Here is a 17873-nt window from a genome sequence, read left to right on the forward strand (position 1 = left end):
GGAGAGAGACGAGAAAAAACGCCTTGTGTTTTTTTGTTTGCCTTTTTTGTTTCAATATGATATCGTAGTAAATTAGAGTTTCATCATAAAAGGGTTGCATCATGTTGGAATGGCTTACGAGTGTCAATAATTTCGTCTGGGGGCCGTGCATGCTGGTGCTTCTGTTCGGCACCGGCCTGTATCTTACGATAGGGCTGCGTTTTTTTACCATCCGCAATTTTGCCCGGGGACTGCGTCATGCCTGGGCAGGGCGACGTCCCGATTCGGAAAAGGGCGAGATTTCACCCTTCAATGCGCTGATGACGGCACTTGCCGGCGACATAGGCACGGGCAACATCGTGGGCGTGGCCACGGCCATTTACATGGGCGGGCCCGGCGCACTGTTCTGGATGTGGATGACGGCGCTCGTGGGCATGGCCACCAAGTTCAGCGAAGTGTTGCTTGCCGTGCATTTTCGTGAGCGTACGCCGGGCGGAAACTGGGTGGGCGGAGCCATGTTCTTCATCAAGAACGGGCTCGGCTCCCGCTGGATGTGGCTGGGCAGCGCGTTTGCCCTGTTCGGTATCGTGGCCTGCATAGGAACGGGCGCCATGGTGCAGAGCAATGCCATAGGCGGCGTGCTCGACACGAGCTTCGGGGTGTCTCCCAAAATTTCGGCTGCGGTGCTGCTGGTGCTTTCGAGCGTGGTGCTGCTCGGCGGCGTGAAGCGCATTGCCGGCGTTGCCGGACGCATCGTGCCCGTCATGGCGCTCTGCTATGCTGGCATGTCGCTTCTGGTCATCGTCATGCACATAGGCGAAGTGCCCGCCATTTTCGGCATGGTGCTGCGTGAGGCCTTCTCTCCCACGGCGGCGCAGGGCGGCGCGGCCGGCGCTTCCATCATGCTGGCCATACGTATGGGCATGGCCCGAGGCATCTTTTCCAACGAGGCAGGTCTCGGTACGGCGCCCATGGCCCATGCCGCAGCGTCCACCAGTTCGCCCATGACGCAGGCCACCATAGGCATGCTCGATACCTTCATCGACACCATCGTAGTGTGCAGCCTCACCGCCTTCGCACTTCTTCTGACCGGAGAGTGGACCGACGGACAGCAGGGGGCGGCCATGACCTCCGCGGCGTTTGAAAGCGTGCTGCCGGGCATAGGCAGCATCATGGTGGCCGTGTGCCTTTCCCTGTTTGCCTTCACCACGGCCATGAGCTGGTGCGTGTACGGCGAGCGCTGTGCCATTTATTTCTTCGGCGACAAGGCCCAGATTCCCTTCCGCGTCGTGTACTGTCTCGCCATTCCCGTGGGCATTCTTACCAAGCTTGACCTGGTATGGCTGCTGGCTGATACCTGCAACGCCCTTATGGCCATACCCAACCTCATCGCCATTCTTCTGCTCAGTCCCGTGCTGTTCCGGCTGGTGCGCGAAGAGGAAGCGAAGTTCCGGGTCGAGTGCGACAGGGACTGACCGGCATTTCATAAAGGAAAAAGGCGGAGTCTCCGGGCTCCGCTTTTTTTGTTGGCTTCGGCACGATGGTTATGACTTTCGTGTTGCAAGAAGCGTGCCCTCCGCGAAGCGAAGGGAGGAACGGATCTTTTTTTCGGAAGAGGCAGGGACTGCGGAAGACGTCCGTTGGCGAAAGGCAGGGGCTTGTCGTTGTTTTCCGGACGTCGCCCCTGAAATGAGGCGGAACCTGAGAGCTGTGCCCGAGTCTTTCGGCGGCAGGAAAAAGATTAAAAGAAAAAGCCCGTCAATGACGGGCTTTCTTTATATCATAATGGAGCGGGAGACGGGATTTGAACCCGCGACTTCAACCTTGGCAAGGTTGCACTCTACCACTGAGTTACTCCCGCGTGGCGTGAACAGAGGTCTTTTATAAAAGATGGCGTCACCTGTCAATAGAAAAAGCGGGAGAATCGTATTTTTAGAAAAAATTTAATGGAAAAACGTGCAGAACTGCTTTTTTTGCGGAAAAGAAGAGGAGGAACGGGAAAAAAGGAAAGAGCTTGCAGGCGAAGACGGAGCCTGGGATTTTTCGGAAAATCTGCCGCAGGGTTCTCCATGCGGCGGAGAAGGCATAAAAGCGGAACGACGTGTCACGGAACGGAGACGCTTCCGTAAACAAGGGGAGGAGTGCCATTCCCTTTGTTTCGTACGCGCAGCCGGACGCCTGAGTAACGAAAGTGCAGGTATGGCATCAGATGATGTGAATGCTCTTTCATGCCGGGAAAAGAAGAGGGCCGTCTGCCGAAAACGGCGAGACGGCCCGGAGAAAGACGTGTTTCGTCTTTCAGAAAATCACTCAGCGTACTGGTTACTTCTTGGCCGGAACGGCGTAGTCATAGCCCTTCTGGTCGGAGGCGGGAGCGTTTTCCACCTTCGGAGGACGGCTGCCGTGAGGTGAGGGCTTGTAGTCAAGCAGCGTCTTCCAGTCGGGGCAGTCGGGGGCAAGCTTGCGTATGGGCTTGAGGGTGCGTCCCTTGAGCTGCGGAGAATCGGCTGCGTAGCGGAAAGCGCGGTGTATCTGCGTCCAGGGGTTGTCGTCCTTCTTCACGCAGTAGGGCTCGTCGCCGGAAATGGGGTTCAGAAATTCCCATACCACTTCGCCTTCGGGGGTCACTTCAAACACATGGCCGTTGTTGGTGGCCGTGATCTGCCAGTTGCCGTTGGGCAGCTTTTGCGCAGCGCTCTGGTAGGCGGAATAGAAGCTGTTCTGATCCTTGGTCTTGAAAGACCACACGATCTTGCCGCCGTTGAAGGTGCCGTCACGTTCTATTTCATAGGCGGCGCTGTAGTTGCCGTTCGGGCGCATGGTGCCGTTGTCGAAAATGCTCACGTTGCCGTTGGGCAGCCAGTTGCAGTCATGAGAGCCGAACAGAATCTGATCGCCGTTGCGGGCGTAGCCCTGTTCCTTGGTGCCTCCGCCATAGGCGTAGGGGTTGCCCCAGCGCCAGACCATCTTCTTGGTCTTGCGGTCGATGATGTACATTTCACCCCAGTCGCGGGAGTTCACGAGATACTGGTCGGTCTTGGGGTTGTAGCGGATGGAGTTCCAGTGCGTCCAGTCCGGTCCTGCAAAATAGGCGGGCATGTAGCCGAAGGGCAGGTGATAGTTGGGATCCCACTGGTCCTTTGCCGTGCCGATGTGATCCTTGACATGGAATTCCCACACGATGTTGCCGCTGGGGTCCACTTCGATGATGGCGTCGGGCCATACGCCTTCCAGCACCTTGCCGTCGGGATACTTGAAGCCGTCCTTATAGATCGTGGGATCCTTGGGATCGCGTCCCTTGGCGATCATTTCGTCCCAGGACATCTTTTCCCACACCAGCATGGCCGTGTTGCCGTTGGGCAGCCGGTCGAAGCCGTGATGAGCCACCTTGTTCTCGTCGCGTATGGTGTATTCCCACACCACGTTGCCGTCCCAGTCATATTCGCGCAGCGTGCCGTGCCAGCCGCCGAAGGTCACGGGAGAACCCGGTCCCTGTTCGGCGCGCAGAAGATTACCGTTGGGAAGAAGCTCCGACATGAAGGCCTGACGTCCGTGATTCCATTCATGAACCACGTTGCCTTCCAGGTCGATGAGGTACGTCTTGGTTCCGCCCAGATGGTTGGTGTAGAGGACGTAGCCGCCGTAGGATTTTTCCTTCTGGTAATGAAGGACGCCCAGAGGACCGCAGATGGCTTCATAGGCGTCGGACACGGACGGAGTGGTGGCCATACCCGCGACAAGAGCCGCGCCGGCCAGGAATGCAACGAGTTTACGCATGTGTTCCTCCTTGGGTGAATATGCGCAATGAACATTCTAGTCACATTTTTCACAATACACCAGGAAAGTCAACTAATAATTAAATAAAAAACATTTAAATAGGAAAAACTTTAATCAAAAATGCGGGTATTTCCTGCATTTTTTTTCCAGAAGTTTTCCACAGCATGCTTTTTGTTACAAAAACGGTTTTTCCATTGACAGAGGAGAAGCTGTGCTGAACAATGGAAAAAAATTTCGGTAACTATTTCATGTCCCAGAAACGCCGCTTTTTTGTTCTGTTCTGTCTGGCCTGCTGCCTGTTTCTTTGCCTGCCCGCTCTGACGCTTGCCGCCAATCCTCCCGATTACGAGAGGGCCAAGGCGAATCTTGCGAAGCTTCAGGCCGGAAATCCCGGTCCCAATTCCTGGCAGGCCTGCGCCGATGAGTTCCGCAAGGTCTACAACAACAATCCCAAGTGGAATCTGCGCGTGGCGGCGCTGTTCCGATGCGGCATTGCTCTGGAAGAAAAGGCGCGGGTGACGAAGTCGAAGACGGATGCGAAAAATGCCGCTACCGTGTATGAGCAGTCGGCAAGCAAGTTTCCGTCCAGCGCTCTGGCCGACGATGCGCTTTTTCGCGCTGCTGTCGTTTACAATGAGCTTTTGAACGATCAGAAAAAGGCCCGCGTCCATCTGGAGCATATTGCAAGACGGTATTTCCGGGCTGATCACGCAAAAATTGCCGCTGAGTACCGTGAACAGATGGACGGCAAAGGCGGCAAAAGCGGCGCGTCGTCTTCATCGAAGGAAAAGATCAGGGTCAGTCGACCGCCGAGCGGCGCCGGAGCTCAGATGCTGGCCGCGCAGCTAGGCCTGTCGGTGCGTACCATCATCATTGATCCGGGGCACGGCGGCAGAGATCCCGGAACCATGCACAACGGCGTGGTCGAGCAGGACGTCAATCTTGATATTGCGAAGCGTCTGAGAACCATTCTGCAGCAGCTCGGCTACAAGGTTCATCTTACGAGGAGCGGCAATACCTGGGTTTCTCTGGCTGAACGGGTGAATTTCTGCCGCAGAAACAAGGGCGACCTTTTTATTTCCATCCACGTGAACGCTTCGGAAAATACGAGCATCAGCGGACTTGAGACCTACATTCTGGACTTTGCCCGCACAAGTTCCGTAAGCCGCCTGGCCATGGTGGAGAATGCCGACAGCGGCAGACTGGGCGACATGGACAAGATTCTGACCGAAATACTGACAGGGGCGCGCACTACGGAGTCGCGTCGTCTCGCCGATCGAATTCAGAAGAACACGTTGAGCTATCTGAAGAAAAACGGCGCTTCCACGCATGACGGCGGAGTGAAGGGTGCGCCTTTTTTTGTTCTTGTGGGATCCTCCGTGCCCAGCGTGCTGGTGGAAGTGGGCTACTGTACCAATAAGAAGGAAGCCGGAAGGCTCAAGAGCAGCAAGCACCGGCAGCGTCTGGCGCAGGGGCTGGCCAACGGCATACACGCCTACGCGCGCAGTCTCCGCGGTAAGTAGCCTGCGCCTGTGTGCGTAGAATGCATTGGAGGGGGGCTTCGTCGTGGAAGGTCTCCCGGTCTTTTGGCAGGAGTTGCATCGTAAAGGAGCGCCTGAAGGCGGGCACTCGACAGATTCGGCCTTTTTTGTCTTCGTACCGGAGGCGGGGAGGGACGGAAGTCTCATGCCGGTCTCGTCGTGCTGGCTGCAGGCGGCAGTCGCTTCATAAGCGAAGCCCTGGTAAGAAAAAGCCCCCGTCCATAAGGAGCGGGGGCTTTTCGCGTCTTTGTAAGCCGTGTTTCGTCATGTCGACGTAGTCGCGGCTTTCGGGAAGGAAACTCAGACCTTGGTCTTTCTTTCCTCGTCGGGGATCGTGCTGCCGGGTACTTCCGTGATGATTCGGGGGGCTTCTTCTGCGGCATCATGCATATGCACGTCGAGCTGGGGGAAGGATATTTCTATGCCTTCCTCGGCAAAGACATCGTTGATTTTCAGCATGATGTCGGAGGTAATGGCCATGCCGTCGTTGTACTCGCGTACCCAGAAGCGCAGGATAAGGTCCAGAGAACTCGCGCCGAAGTTGACGAAGTAGGACGTAGGTTCGGGATAGAAGAGTACCTTGGGGTGGTCCTTGGCGATCTTGAGCAGGAGTTCAAGGCAGTGCTTCACGTCGGATCCGTAGGCCACGCCCACAGCTATCTCCTTGCGGACGCGGCGGTTGTTGTGCGTCCAGTTCGTGAACGTGCTGTTCAGAAAGCTCGAATTCGGTATGAAGATGATGGCGTTGTCGTAGGTTTCCACCATGGTGGAGCGTATGTTGATGCGTTTGACCACGCCGGTAATGGTGCCGACCTGCACCACGTCGCCTTCACGGATGGTCTGGCCGAAGATGACGGAAAGGCCGCTCGTAAAGTTCTGCACCATGTTCTGAAGACCGATACCGATACCCACGGAGAGACCGCCGGCGATCATGGAGAGGCTGGAGAGATTAAACCCGAGGGCCTTGAGCGCGTAGAGACCGAACAGCGCCCAGAGCAGGCACTTGTAGATGACCTGCATGGGGGCGAGCAGGGAAACGGAAATGCGGGAAATCTGTGCCTGCATGCCGGCCATGAAGGTGTTGCCCACGGCGAGCAGCGCTCGTGTGAGGTAGAACGCGATGAAGATGCTGAGAATCTGCATGGCGTTCAGCGACACGTCGCCGATGTTGAAGCCGAGGGTTGCCATATGCTGCAAAAGGAACCAGCCGCCGGGATAGGCCATGATCCAGAGCACTGCGGCCATGACGGAAACAAGCAGCACCACGGGCATGATGAGGGCCATGGCAAGGCTGGCCATGACGGCTATGGTGCCTTCCTTGGGCAGATGCGACTCTATGAGATGTTCCACCTTGAAGAGGGACACGCAGAGCATGATGGTCACCGTGATGGAGGTGAAGCACATGCTTATGAGAATGGACAGTCGGGAGAAACCGAGCAGGCTTATGATGAGCGTTATCCACAGCTGAATGGTGTAGAGCCTCATGATGGTGCGCGGCAGCGGCTGAGGCGGCAGCGGCAGGGAACGGGCCTTCCAGAGGTCGACGGCCTGCACGATGACCCATGCTACGCAGATGAACAGCGGGAAGGGATCGAAGTTGAGCAGCACCATGCCTATGAGCAGGGGCGGGAACATGGGCCACAGCGGGGAAAGACGCGACCGGTTCGGGGTTTCAAATTCGTAGAGATCCCAGGCCAGAAGCATCTGGCCCCAGCACAGGCACATGGTACCGAGCGTGGCCACGATCTGATAAAGCTTGCCGTCGTCCCAGGCCGAGAGATGGATGGAGATGCCGACGGCGATCCAGATGGCGCTGTTGCGCATGACTCTGTCTACCCCGGCCTGCATCTGTTCCGGCAGTCTCTTGCGCGCGGTATGGCGCAGGGCGAGTCCGAAGAGCAGGCAGAAGAGCAGGGAGCTGGCGATGCGCGCGAGCATGGAGAAGAAGGCGTCCATGTTGCTCGGCAGCTCCGTGGTCAGACGCAGGGAGAAGAGTTCCTCGAGAGAACTCAGGTTGCGTATGTCCCTGCCCCAGGCCACCACGTCGTAGAAATGTCCCGAAGACTGGAAGTAGTAGTTGTTCCAGAGCGTGGGCATGTTCTTCATGACTTCGTCGATGCGCGTCTGCACCTGCGTGATGAGTTCAAGTGCGGGATCAATGATGCGGTCGTACTTCGTCTGAAGATTGGAAATGTTCTTGTTGGCTTCCTTGAGGCGGCCCGAGAGCTTGCCGCTGACCTCGGTTCCCTGTCCGGAAAGCGATTTATCCAGAAGCGTGAGCGCCTGTTTTTCCTTTTCAAGTTCAGCCTGTGTGTTCTGCAGCGGCAGTATGAGCGCCTGGGTGCGCTCCTTGATGCGGTGGAAGCGTTCCACGAGCACGGTAAGATCGGACGGCATGCTTCCCGTGGCCTGTGAGAGCGCGTCGAGCTTCTGGAATTCCTGCTCGAGAAGGGAAATGCTCTGGCTTGTGGCGGACGAAAGCTCGGAGAGGCCGTCCTTGAGCGTTTGTGCATGTTCGATGATGCCCGCGAGCTGGGCGTTGTGCGTGGCGAGCAGCGCGTCCCACGCCTGCTGCACGCTCTTGGCGGCCTCGGCGGCGCGTTCTTCTTCCGCTTTCTTGGCTTCTTCGGCGGCCTTGGCTTCGCTTTCGGCCTTGGCCTTGGCTGCAGCCTCGGCTTCCTCCTTGGCATCCGGGGCGTTGTCGCCGGCGCTCTTGTCGGACGACTGTGTCGAGTTCTGGGCAGCTGAGGCTGAAACGACGGCAGGTCCGGCGTTCAGACAGGACATGGTGAAAAAGAACGCTGCAAGAAGGGCAATAGTGAAACGTCGCATGGTTGTCCTCTGAGGGCCGGGCTGGCATCAGCGGGCGCTGAGGGTGAACGAAAGGGAAACTCTCTGCTCCATATGTTCCGGAGGCAGGGGAATGACTCCGGGAGTGCGGACGGCGGCCATGACGGCGGCGTCGACTTCGGCATTGCCGGAGGGGTGACTTATGCGGCAGTCGCGCATGGTGCCGTCGGCCCAGATGTCCAGTTCTACCACAGTCGTCCACGAGCCGGAAAGTCCGTTAGGCATGATGACGTGAGGCGCAATGGCCTGTCTGAGCATTTCCGCATAGCTCTGTACGGGAGCAGGAGCGTTGCCGGTTCCCGCGTTGCCCGGTCCGTAGGCCATGGCGAGGGAGACCAGAGATTCGGCCCCGAAGGGAGGATAGGGGTAGGGCGCGGCGTTGTGGGCGGCGGCGCACAGCGAGGCGTCGGCCGCGGGCGTTGCCGAGGGCTGAATCACGGAGCATCCGGCAAGGGAGCCGGACGGCGCTATCTTCAGCTCCACGAGAGCCATGCCCCGCGCGCCTTCGGGCTGCTGCCACACGCGAAGAATCTGACTCAGCACCTGCGTGCCGTAGCCGCCGGAGATGTCGGCCGTGGCGCTGAAGGCGGAAGAGACGGAGGGAAGGGCGGAGCCGGCGGCAAGGGCGATGGCGCAGGCAAGAGCCGTCGTGCCCGGACGTGCGCGGAAAAGGGACGCCTTTCTGGAGGAGAGGGCGCGCGCGAGCGATGCGCGGAAGGAAAAAGCATGCTTGCTCATAAAAACTCCAGAGCCGGTTCCGACATCATCGGAACCGGCGCTTGAAGAAGAGTTCTGACGGGCCTCAGCGACCCATCATCTGCAGAGAGTTGAAGCTGATGACGAGATCCTGCTGTGCGGGCGTGGGAGGCGGAGGCAGGGTCTTGGTGCGTATGATGGCGTTCACGGCGGAGGCGTCGAACTCAGGTCTGCCGGACGAGCGCTCGATATGGCAGTCGAGCACGTTGCCCTGCTTGTCGAGCTTGATGCGCACCTGAACCACCATGTTGTTGCGGGAATAGGTGGGCATGCTCCAGTTGGGCTGAACGGCCAGAATGACCTGCGCGACGTACACGTCGTAAATGCCGCCGCCGCCCGGGCCGTCGCCTTCGCCGCCACCGCCGCCGACGCCGGTTCTGCCCACCTGCTTTTCAAGATCGGCCAGAGCGCGTGAGGCGGAAGTGCCGCCGCCCTTGCCCGTGCTGTTGGACCGGGCCTGCTTGCGGACATCGGCAAGAGCGTCGGCCAGGGCATCCTTGCCGCTGTTCTGCTTTTTGTTCTGAGCCTTGCTCTGAGTGTTCTTTTCCGGTTTTGGTTCGGGTTTTTTTTCGGGCTTCGGCTGCTGCGGTATCTGTACCGGATCGTTCTTGGGCTCGGGTCTGGGCTCGGGCTTGGGTTCCGGTTTCGATTCGGGCGTAGCTGCGGGAGCGGGAGCCTCTTCGGGCTTCGGCGCAGGCGCGGGTTCGGCCTTGGGCTGGGCCGCCGCTTCCGTGGAAGCAACCTGCTTGCCGGTGATAGGGGGACGTGCTCCGAGTACGGGAGAGGGCAGTTTTTCGCCGCCCGGGGCTCCCATGACGAGACTGACCTGATAGACGGGCCGCGTGATGTCGAGCGGAGGACGCAGCGGCACGTACAAAATGAAGGCCAGAACTGCCAGATGGAGCAGTATGGATATGAAAAGACTGCTTATTCGCATGAGAGTGATATATGCCGTCTAGCGGCGGCGCTGCTGGGTGCTGCCGGACTGCGCGGGGGCCGCGCCTTCCGTGGAGGGCATGGCGACTACGCCCAGCTTTTCAATGCCTGCGGTCTTGATGCGGCCCATGACGTCCACGACAATACCGTAGGGCACGGACTTGTCGGCCTGCAGAAAGAGCGCGCGATCCTTTTCCTTCACGAGCGTGACGAGACGCTCTTCCAGTTCTTCGAGCGGTACTTCGTAGGTGTCGAGATAAAGCGTACCGTCTTCACGAACGGTGAGCACCAGGTGGTCGGAATCGGTGGGCAGAGTGTCCACTTGCTTGGCCTGCGGAAGGTCGACGTCGAGGCCGGAATCCATCATGGGGGCCGTGACCATGAAAATGATGAGCAGAACCATCATGACGTCCACGAAGGGCGTCACGTTGATTTCCGAAACGAAGCCTTTTTTTCTGGCCATGGTTCGCCCTACCTGTCGCCGCCGCGGGAACGGTGCACGTTGACTTCACGCTGCACGCGGTTCAGGAAAATGCCCGCGAAGTTGATGAGGCGGGTTTCGATGCTGTCCAGCTTGCCGAGAAACATATTGTAGGCGATGGTGGCGGGGACGGCCACGCCGAGGCCGATGGCCGTGGCAATGAGGGCTTCGGAAATGCCGGGGGCCACGGTGGCAAGAGAGGCGGATTTCATCTGGCCGATGGCGTGGAACGAAGTCATGATGCCCCAGACCGTACCGAACAGACCGATGAACGGCGCAGTGTTGGCGGCGGTGGCCAGAATGGAAAGATGTTTGTGCAGACGGTCGATTTCAAGGCCTACGCCCTGATTGAGCGCGCGACGCACGGTTTCGACAACCACGCTTTCATCGGCGCCGGCTTCCTTGCCGTCGTTGAATTCACGCACACCGTGCTGAGCCACGCCGTAAAGCGGAGAAGTGGGATCACCGCCGAGGCTCTGCACGGCCTGACGAAGGTCGGGGGCGTCCGTGAAGCGGATGATGCCGGCCGTGGCCTTGCGTTCGGCGGCGGACAGCGTGACGATCTTGCCTATGATGACGGTCCAGCTGAGGATGGAAAGCGCAATGAGGATGACCATGATGAGCTGGGCGACGAGACTTGCGCTGGCAAAGACGGAAAAAATGTTGTAGTCCATGGGTGCTCCGAAGATATCCGATAGATTGCCGACGTGGAAACCGCATCGGCGCGGGAAAGGAACCGCTCTGTTCATAAGCTTGAGCGGCGCCGGATGCAACGAAAAATCCTGCGCCATCCGCGTGACGGAGGGCGTGACAGACTGCCGCCTTTTGCGCTAGAGTCCGGAAGACCTTGAAGGAGTTTCCTATGTTCTGGCGTCCTGTCTGTTGTGCGGCTCTTGCCTGTATACTGTTTTTGCCTGCGTCCGTCAAAGCCGGAGAGCGCTATACCATGGAGAGCGCCGTGCTGCGGGCGCTGGAAAAGAATCCCGACATAGAGAACGCCAGGTTCTCCGTGCAGGCTGCGGAATCTGCGCGCAAGGCGGCAAGAAGTTCCTTCGGCCCCTCGCTTGACGTGAGCTACAGTTATTCCCGCTACAACAAGGACAGGCCTTCCCGCTACGAGCCCAACGTGACTACCATGACGGTGCAGGCCAGTCAGCCTCTTTTTACCGGATTCAATCTTCTGAATACCTACCAGAAGGCGGCGCTGGAAGAGGAACGGCAGGCTCTTCAGCTTGAGTCGCAGCGTCTTTCCATCACGGCGGACGTGCAGGAAGCCTTTATTTCCTATCTGAAGGCCGAGGCAAGCATCAGCAGCACCCGTCGTTCACTGGAACGGGCGCAGGCTCAGCTTGACATGGCAAAAACGGCATGGAACATCGGTCTGCGTCCCAGACTCGACGTCCTTCAGGCGGAAACGGAACTCGCCAGGACCGAGGCGCTGCTCATCAGCTATGAGAACGACCGCAACGTGTGGCTCACAAGACTGAACACGCTGCTTGATCTGCCGCCCGACGCCGGCATCGACTATTACGGGGATCTTGAGCTCACGCCTTTCAAACGTACGCTCGAAGCCTGTCTTGCCCAGGCTCTGGAGCATCGGCCTGACCTTCTCATGGCCAGAAAATCGGTGGAAATAGCTCTCAAGGATCTCGGCATAACGAAAAGTTCCTTCTGGCCGCAGGTTTCCGCCATTCTCGGCTGGTCCACCACGGGCAGCCATCTCGATGCAGCGGGCAGCCGATACACGAAGAAGGATTATTCCTACGGAGAAATAGGCCTTTCCATTGACTGGACGCTGTTTTCGAGCGGCAGAAGAATGTATCTGACGCAGCAGGCGCAGAGACAGATTTCCGCGCTCGAGGCGGCCGTGCGTTCTTCCGTCAACAACTGCGCCTACGCCGTCCGTTCCAGTCTTCTTTCCACGCAGGACGCCTATCGTTCCGTCAAGGTGTCCCAGCGGGGCGTGGTCAGCGCGGAGGAGTCCTATGAGGACGCCAAGATGCGCTATGAGCTTCAGTCCGGATCCTATCTTGATCTTCTGACCGCACAGGCAGCGCTTTCCGAAGCTGAGCTTGCGGAAATTTCCTCCCGTGCAGACTGCCTTATTGCCCTCTCCCAGCTTTACGAGACCATGGGAGAGCTGCGTCCGGCTCTTGTGGAATAGTCGGAAAAGGCTGAAGAGAATAAGGGAGCATAACGGTATCTGTCTTGTTTGTTTGCACAAAAAGCCGCGTTTTCTTGAGAGAGCGCGGCTTTTTGCTGGCAGAAGGCCTATGTTGTCCGGGCGTGGATCGTGGTACGGAGCTTTCTGAAGTCGAATACTGTGATCCGGGTCGGATTTCGGTTCAGTCTTTCCTGTCGCCGGAGTAAACGGCGCGGAGCTGATACTCCATGTCCATGCCGTCATGAAGAGAACCGGTGACGAGGCAGCCGTTGCGCATGATTTTGGCGCAGCGTTCGAATATGGGAGCGTCGTCAGGATCTAACTCCACGGAAAAATCAAGTTTCATTCTCGTAATGCGGTGCTGGCCCACGGCGTTGGTGCCGAAGTCGATATCAGCTTCTGCCGTCATGGTTTTGTAATCGACCTTTCGGGCTTCGAGCGCTCCGGCCAGTGATGCGGAATAGCATGCGATGGCTGCCGCCTCGAGCAGAGCTTTTGCCACGCCGGAACGCTGTTCCGGTGCGATGCCTGTATGATCGATGACGATTTTTTCCAGACCTGGAAGGTTGATGTCGAAGGTGTGAACGTCGCCTTTTTTACTGTATCGGACGTGAGCGGCCATGGAGACTCCTTTTCTACAGGCCCTGTACAGGGCTGGCTTTGGGATGGGACGATTGGGAAAGTGGGGACTCAGAAGAGTAGAAATGCGAGGGGGATGCCTATGATGATGACGGCAAGGTCGGCTGCGGCCACGGCGAGGGATCCGTAGTGTGCGGCCCGTTTCGGCCCGATCCATTCATAACCGTAGATCAGGGCGCCTCGGTTTGAGGCTGCGGGAGTGACGAGGGCGGCGAGAAGTACTTGACTGAGACCGGCCGCGATGATGATGGCCACCTGTTCCGGCATGCCCAGGGAAAGGGCGAGATTGGCCAGAATGGGGATGAAGGTGGTGGCCAGAACCAGATTGTGTGCTATCTGTGTCAGCAGCGCCATGGTGACGAAGCTGATGAGGATGAACATGATGCCGGACATGTCGGAAAACATGGGCATGATGGTGTCGACGATGGTGGTGATGATGCCTGTTTCCTTGGCCAGCATGGCCTTACCTATGGCCATGGTGGCGGCTACAAGGGCCAGAAGATCCCCGTTGAGCCCTTCCTGCGCCATTTTTTTGAAGTCTGCCAGAGGCCTGCCGTTGCAGCGCAGGGCGCATACGAGGCAGATGGCGGAAACAAGGGCACCGAAATCACCGAGGTGTTTGTAGATGTCGAGAAAGAGGGAGCCTTTCGGCAGCACGAGGGGGAGCAGGATGATGGCAGTGAAACCTATGAGCACTGCTCCGGCAATTTTTTCTTCCGTCGTGAGGGTAAGTTCCTTGTCTTTGAGCACATGTTCTGCTTTCAGGGTGCCGAAGTGACTGAGATCAATCCGCAGGAGTCTGCCGCCGGCGAAGTAGAGCAGCATGCCTGCAAAGGAAATAATGGTCATGTACACGATGAAAATGCCGGAAGAGACCGTCAGTCCCGTTGCTTCCGCAAGTGCCGTCATGCATACCTTGGGGAAGACCTGATAGGGCATGATGGTTCCCCCGAGTGTGGCCATCTGCAGCACGCCGACGAAAAGAAAACCTGCTTCTCTGGAAAGACGCCTGTATCCCGTAATGTCGCATATACTGATGAGGATGGTCCACATGAAGAATATGACGGCATAGGTCATGATGAAGATGCCGAGAATGTAGGCTGCCAGAAAGAGCATGAAGACAAACATCCACGGCCGCCCTTCGATGAATTTCCGGGAAAGAAAGAACAGGGCGATCTTGTTGCTGAGGCCCGAATGTTCCGCATAGGCGGCAATGATGAAAAAGAAAAATATTTGAAGGAAGGTACTGTTGCCGAATCCGATGTTGAAGGCCTGCGTCACGGAACAGTAGCCGCTTAGCCCCAGTGCCACGAGTCCGGCAAAGCTTGGCCAAAGCATGCCGACGAACATCCATGCGTAGATGAGCCCGAGGAAAACACCGAGTACTTTCATGCCCATGGGCGTTATGTTGCCTGCAGGGGGCAGAAAGCCGGTTCCCAGCATGATGAGAAACATGACGCCTATGTGCATGGAACGGGAAAAGAGTTTCATGGGGGCCTGCCTTTTTTCTGGGGAAAATCAGGAAGGCAGCCGGAGTTTTCCGGCTGCCCGGAGAAGTGCTACTTCAGAGCCTGATAGATGACGGCGCCTTCACAGTCGGCCGGAAGAGGAAGTCCGGTAAGGGCGCATGCGGTAGGAACCACGTCCACGGCGCGTATGCGGCGGGAGAGCCTGGTGTGTTCCTTCACGCCGGGACCGAGCATGGCGAAGAAGGCCTTGACGGACGTGCCCTTGTAACTGTGCGTGGTGAGGGAGGTACCGTGCACTCTGGTCCATTCGGGGTTGAACACGAAATAGATGTCGCCCACGTTTTCGCCGTACAGTCCGAGCACTTCCATTTCCTGCCTGTTGAAGGCGAAGCAGACGGGCCGGCGTCCGTGTTCGTCCTTGTAGTCGAGCAGCTTCTGAATGATTTCCTTCACCAGAGCGTCGTAATCCTTGGGATCGACGATGCCGTCAGGATCGCGACCCTTGAGGTTGAGGTAGACGTAGCCCGATCTCTGGCCGATGGCGCGGGTCTTGGACCAGTCGATGACGGGGGAACCGGAGGAGCGGTCGATGGAAAGGTAGCCCATGTCTTCAAACACTTTGCCGCCTACGGCCCACGGGTCGCCCATGAGCGGAGCTTCGCAGCCGGCTTCCTTGCTCATGCCGCCGTGATCGGAAGCAAGAACGATGACGGTGTTTCCGTCGTTCAGCTCCATCATCTTTTCGACGAAATGGTCGGTGATTTCGTAGTATTTTCTTACAATATCAAGATAATACCCCGCCTTGTCCCCGCTGTATTCCTCAAGAATCAGGTTCTGATAGTTGTGGTTGCAGCAGTCAAGCGCATGGCAGTGCATGTAGAACACGTCCCACGGCTTGTTCCGGGCAAGATAGAGTACGGCATTTTCTATCCAGGTATACATTTCGGCCTGAGTCTCGAGCATGATGTCGTCGAGTCCGCAGTTGGACATATGCATCATGGGGCCGACATGTTCCAGAAGTTCGTCGCAGAGAGAGGAGGGATGGAAATATTTGCTGTTGGAGCTGTCAAGCACATAGCTGCGGTACAGCTTGAAACTGGAACCGTCTTCGGAGACTTCCAGCAGCTTGATCTTGTAGTACACCGTGGCGATGTGACCGTTGAGCAGGAAGGAATCTTTTATCCAGGGGCTGAAACTGCCGATGGTGACGGTGACCATGGGGGTCTTGTCCTTCGCCGTCTGATAGAGCTCGAGGGTGTCGTATTTTCCGTTGCAGGAAGAAAGGATTCTGCCGTAGCGGCTGATTCTTCCCTCCTGCATATGCAGAACGGTGCGCAATTCTTCGCCTTCGCGGAAGATAGGGCAGTTGTGATTGTCTATCTTGAACTTGATGGTACGGGCGTCGATGCGCTTGTCGTCGCCGATGACGAATTTTTCAGTCTTCTTTTCCTCATAGTCGCAGACTTCGAAATCGAGATTCTCAATATCGTCTTCCACGACGCAGGAAGCACCGGTGTTGTTCTTTTCGTGATAGGATGACGCTGCTTCCGTGAAGGATACGTCGCCGAAATAGAAGGCCTCGCCTTCGCAGTAGGCTTTGGAATTGGGGTTGATGCCCGTGCCGTCGACGGCGATGATGTCTTCATGAGTGGGAGGCCAGGAAGTGGGGTAGTTGAAGACGATGGCCTTTTTCCCTGCCTTGATGGCTGCGTCCCAGAGAAATTCCGCTTTGCACAGCTTGGAGTTGAAGCCTACGTCCAGATGGGTGAGGCTGTTGCCGAAGGTATGGTTCCAGTAGCAGGTGATGCCGTGAGTTCCCGGATAGGCCCCGGTTGCCAGAGTGGCCCAGTTGGGAGGCGTGATGGTCGGCTGGACGCCGAGCATGCCCAGATCCTCCGCAGCCGTGCCGCTGTCGATGAACTTTCTGATGTTCGGCAGATATCCTTCGTTCAGAAAACGGGACATGAGAAGGGGATCAGCTCCGTCGATTCCGAGGAAGAGAAAGCGCTTGTTCGACATGGGAAACTCCTGAAAGAAAAGTTGAAGTCTTATCTGTCAGAAGTTCTACCTCTCATGTGAGAAAAAAAACTTGGTAAATACCAGCTATGCGGCATGAAGATGTTCAGTCATCGTTTTTTTCCTTTCTGAAGGAGACACAGGCGTCTTGCAGCCGGGCAACGTCGGGAATGACGATCTGCTTTCCCCGTCGAATGATGATGCCCTGATGTTCAAGGGAAAGGAGGAATTTGCTTATATTGGTCACATGCGTTCCGACAAGTTCGGCCATGTCCTGTCGGGAAAGAAAGGTATCTATCTGTACCTGGTCGCTACTGTTGTCCCGGGCAAGATAGCAGAGGGAAAACAGCAGCTCCATGAACCTGCTCAGGCATGAATCCTGAGAGGTGTTGATGAGTCTTTGTATGATGGATTCATATCTTGTATATATCTGATTGGTGAGTTCTTCGAAAAGATCATTGTCCACAAGGGAATTGATGAAGTAAGATTTATCTATCCGCATGATTTTTGTCGTTTTCAGACAGATGATGCTTTTCTGAAAATTCAGGTTGAAGGTGGGAATCATGCATCCGCTTCCGAGAATCCACAGCAGCTTTTTCTGTCCTTCAGCATTGAAGACATAAATCTTGATGATACCGCTTTTAATAAAATAAATGAATTTTTTTTCCAGATGAAGCGTATCTTTCGGGGAAAAGGTTTTCGTCTGTACGGAATTTGTGTTGATGACGGAGAGAAAATGGTCATCCTCATGAAAATATATGGAGTGGGGAGAGAGCATGGAACCCCCTTCGACCGGGTCGATGTTTCGTGAGAGTACATTTCATGAAAGAAACGTGCGCCTGAGCATCGTGCCTTTGTGCGAATGTTGGTATGCGTTGAAGCATAATTCTGTTGTACGGCTTGTACTTGTTCTGCGCAACATTTATGGATCGGGCTGATGCAGTTCCAGGATGCGGCGGACATGTAGCATGAAAAAAGCCGTGTTTTCTTGGGAAAACACGGCTTTTCCGTCTTGCGGAGCAAAAAGGTTACAGCGTGGCCTTGTAGGCGTCGGCGGACATGAGGCCGTCAACGGCGGCCATATCTTCGGGCTTGATGCGGATGAGCCAGCCCTTGTCGTAGCAGGAGGCATTGAGCAGCGTGGGCGTGCCGTCAAGGTCGCCGTTCACGGCGGTAACTTCGCCGGCTACGGGCATGAACAGCTTGTTCACGGACTTGATGGATTCCACTTCGCCGAATTCATCGCCCGCGCCGAAGCTGTCGCC

Annotated in this window: 13 protein-coding genes, 1 tRNA gene and 1 pseudogene; 3 read left to right on the forward strand and 12 right to left on the reverse strand. The window is 56.8% G+C overall.

The window, feature by feature from the left end:
- The first annotated feature begins 101 nt into the window (after positions 1-101).
- A complete protein-coding gene (locus tag Q0J81_RS03450) occupies positions 102-1454 on the forward strand; it encodes a sodium:alanine symporter family protein (RefSeq protein ID WP_294446041.1) in 1353 nt (450 codons plus the stop codon).
- Between the two features lie 311 nt (positions 1455-1765).
- On the opposite strand, the gene Q0J81_RS03455 is transcribed toward Q0J81_RS03450, so the two are convergent.
- Both Q0J81_RS03455 and Q0J81_RS03460 read right to left on the reverse strand, forming a co-directional pair.
- Positions 1766-1840 (reverse strand) — tRNA-Gly (locus Q0J81_RS03455).
- A gap of 461 nt (positions 1841-2301) precedes the next feature.
- The gene (locus Q0J81_RS03460; RefSeq protein ID WP_294446042.1) at positions 2302-3756 is read right to left on the reverse strand and encodes an aryl-sulfate sulfotransferase; all 1455 of its coding nucleotides are present in this window, start codon (positions 3754-3756) and stop codon (positions 2302-2304) included.
- Positions 3757-3977: 221 nt separating this feature from the next.
- On the opposite strand from Q0J81_RS03460, the gene Q0J81_RS03465 reads away from it, so the two are divergent.
- The gene (locus tag Q0J81_RS03465; protein WP_294446043.1) at positions 3978-5279 is read left to right on the forward strand and encodes an N-acetylmuramoyl-L-alanine amidase; all 1302 of its coding nucleotides are present in this window, start codon (positions 3978-3980) and stop codon (positions 5277-5279) included.
- A 318-nt stretch (positions 5280-5597) separates the two neighbouring features.
- Here the strand turns inward: Q0J81_RS03465 and Q0J81_RS03470 are convergent, their stop codons facing one another.
- From Q0J81_RS03470 to tolQ, 5 genes are all read right to left on the reverse strand, one after another.
- Entirely contained in the window at positions 5598-8129 is a 2532-nt protein-coding gene (locus Q0J81_RS03470) for a mechanosensitive ion channel domain-containing protein (RefSeq protein WP_294446044.1), read from the reverse strand.
- Positions 8130-8156: 27 nt separating this feature from the next.
- Positions 8157-8885, reverse strand: a complete 729-nt coding sequence (locus Q0J81_RS03475) for a cell envelope integrity protein TolA (RefSeq protein WP_294446045.1) — start codon at positions 8883-8885, stop codon at positions 8157-8159.
- A gap of 64 nt (positions 8886-8949) precedes the next feature.
- On the reverse strand, positions 8950-9840 hold the full coding sequence (locus Q0J81_RS03480; RefSeq protein WP_294446046.1) for a cell envelope integrity protein TolA: 891 nt from the start codon (positions 9838-9840) through the stop codon (positions 8950-8952).
- 18 nt (positions 9841-9858) lie between these two features.
- The gene (locus Q0J81_RS03485; protein WP_294446047.1) at positions 9859-10302 is read right to left on the reverse strand and encodes an ExbD/TolR family protein; all 444 of its coding nucleotides are present in this window, start codon (positions 10300-10302) and stop codon (positions 9859-9861) included.
- Between the two features lie 8 nt (positions 10303-10310).
- Complete coding sequence (gene tolQ / locus Q0J81_RS03490; RefSeq protein WP_294446048.1) at positions 10311-10994, reverse strand: protein TolQ; 684 nt, start codon at positions 10992-10994, stop codon at positions 10311-10313.
- A gap of 188 nt (positions 10995-11182) precedes the next feature.
- On the opposite strand from tolQ, the gene Q0J81_RS03495 reads away from it, so the two are divergent.
- Positions 11183-12484, forward strand: a complete 1302-nt coding sequence (locus Q0J81_RS03495) for a TolC family protein (protein WP_294446049.1) — start codon at positions 11183-11185, stop codon at positions 12482-12484.
- Between the two features lie 181 nt (positions 12485-12665).
- On the opposite strand, the gene Q0J81_RS03500 is transcribed toward Q0J81_RS03495, so the two are convergent.
- The 5 genes and pseudogenes from Q0J81_RS03500 to Q0J81_RS03520 form a co-directional block, all read right to left on the reverse strand.
- Positions 12666-13106, reverse strand: coding sequence for an OsmC family protein (locus Q0J81_RS03500; RefSeq protein ID WP_294446050.1), 441 nt, complete (start codon positions 13104-13106; stop codon positions 12666-12668).
- 68 nt (positions 13107-13174) lie between these two features.
- Complete coding sequence (locus tag Q0J81_RS03505) at positions 13175-14614, reverse strand: SLC13 family permease (RefSeq protein ID WP_294446051.1); 1440 nt, start codon at positions 14612-14614, stop codon at positions 13175-13177.
- A gap of 68 nt (positions 14615-14682) precedes the next feature.
- Positions 14683-16611, reverse strand: coding sequence for an alkaline phosphatase family protein (locus Q0J81_RS03510; RefSeq protein ID WP_294446052.1), 1929 nt, complete (start codon positions 16609-16611; stop codon positions 14683-14685).
- Positions 16612-16714: 103 nt separating this feature from the next.
- Positions 16715-17386: a Crp/Fnr family transcriptional regulator gene (locus tag Q0J81_RS03515; protein WP_294446053.1), complete on the reverse strand. Its 672-nt coding sequence runs from the start codon at positions 17384-17386 to the stop codon at positions 16715-16717.
- 250 nt (positions 17387-17636) lie between these two features.
- A pseudogene (locus Q0J81_RS03520) lies at positions 17637-17873 on the reverse strand (glycine cleavage system protein H); the annotation flags it as partial.

It is taken from the genome of uncultured Mailhella sp., assembly GCF_944324575.1.
Lineage (GTDB): Bacteria > Desulfobacterota > Desulfovibrionia > Desulfovibrionales > Desulfovibrionaceae > Mailhella.